The organism is Acinetobacter sp. 228, assembly GCF_048147885.1.
The window spans coordinates 1-1,126 of record NZ_JAYWYV010000485.1 but is presented as its reverse complement, the minus strand read 5'-3'; the positions used below and the strand labels follow the sequence as shown (position 1 = coordinate 1,126).

The 1,126-nt window shown below is 38.2% G+C and carries 1 protein-coding gene; it reads right to left on the bottom strand.

Annotated features, from left to right (window positions below; all coding sequences use genetic code 11):
• On the bottom strand, positions 1 to 1,105 hold a 1,105-nt coding region (locus VXQ92_RS20075; RefSeq protein ID WP_416682969.1), incomplete at its 3' end, for an ABC transporter substrate-binding protein.
• Between the last annotated feature and the right edge of the window lie 21 nt (positions 1,106 to 1,126).

The window sequence follows — 1,126 nt, the reverse complement described above, 5'->3', positions numbered from 1 at the left end:
ATGACAGAGTAATTGCTCTACGAAGCGCTATTTTTTCTGGGCTAAAACCACCGATCACTGGATCCCGCATATTCATCATAGTATAGGTAATCTCAGGATCCTTATTTGGATAGTGCTTAATTCCTCTCTTCTTAAAAGAAGCTTTAAGCTGATTTCCATCTAAAGCTTGAGGAACAGCATTCGCTGTGAGTTTATCAAAGTCTAGTTGTCCAGACTGAAAAGCTAACCATCGTGACTGCTCTTCTTCAATAATACTGACCACCACCTTGCCAACTTGTGGCATTTTCTTTCCAGACATTTCCTTAACAAGTTGGTTATCCCAAGGTGTTCCTGTTGACTTAAAATTCCAGACAAAACCACGATAATCAGGATTAGCAACTAACTCGACCTTACTTCTCGGTACATATTTACTTAACATATAAGGACCAGTACCTACGGGATGCATACCAATACGGTCACCGTAATAGTCAACAACCTCTTTAGCAACAGCACCAAAAGTAATATAGGCAAGAATATAAGGAAAATTAAAGTCTTGGCGAGTTAAAGTAAATTGTAGAGTATATCGATCAATCGCTTTAAGCCCTGCAATTGGAGCAGCGTAATCAAATTTTCCAGTTTTCTTTGCTTGAGCTACAACCGCATCGGCACCTTGTAACTTACCATCAATAAAAGAAACAGAAGGCGCTCTATTTTTAGGGTCTAAAATACGTTTAATTGTATAGACGTAGTCTTCAGCCACTAACTCACGGCGTTTACCTTTAAAAGCTGGATCATTGGTAAAATAGATACCCGGCTTAATTTTAAATATATAAACTTTACCGTCTTGTTCCACTTTGGGCAGGCTTTCTACAGTATTGGGAACTAACTGTAATGGACGTGCTAAATAGTCATATTTGAGTAAAGGCTCAAAAATTGCCTCAGCAATATTAGCACTATAGAAATTGGTGGTTTTGACCATATCGAAGCCATCATCTGGGGCCTCATAGGCAACATGCAAAATTTTGTTTGGTTGCGCTGGCGTAATTGCGTAAGCACAAGGAACTGATGTAATAGCCAGACTTAAAATGGCGAGCTTAAAAAATTTTAATTTCAAGTTCATACCCACGTAATTAGTTTTTTTAAAAGA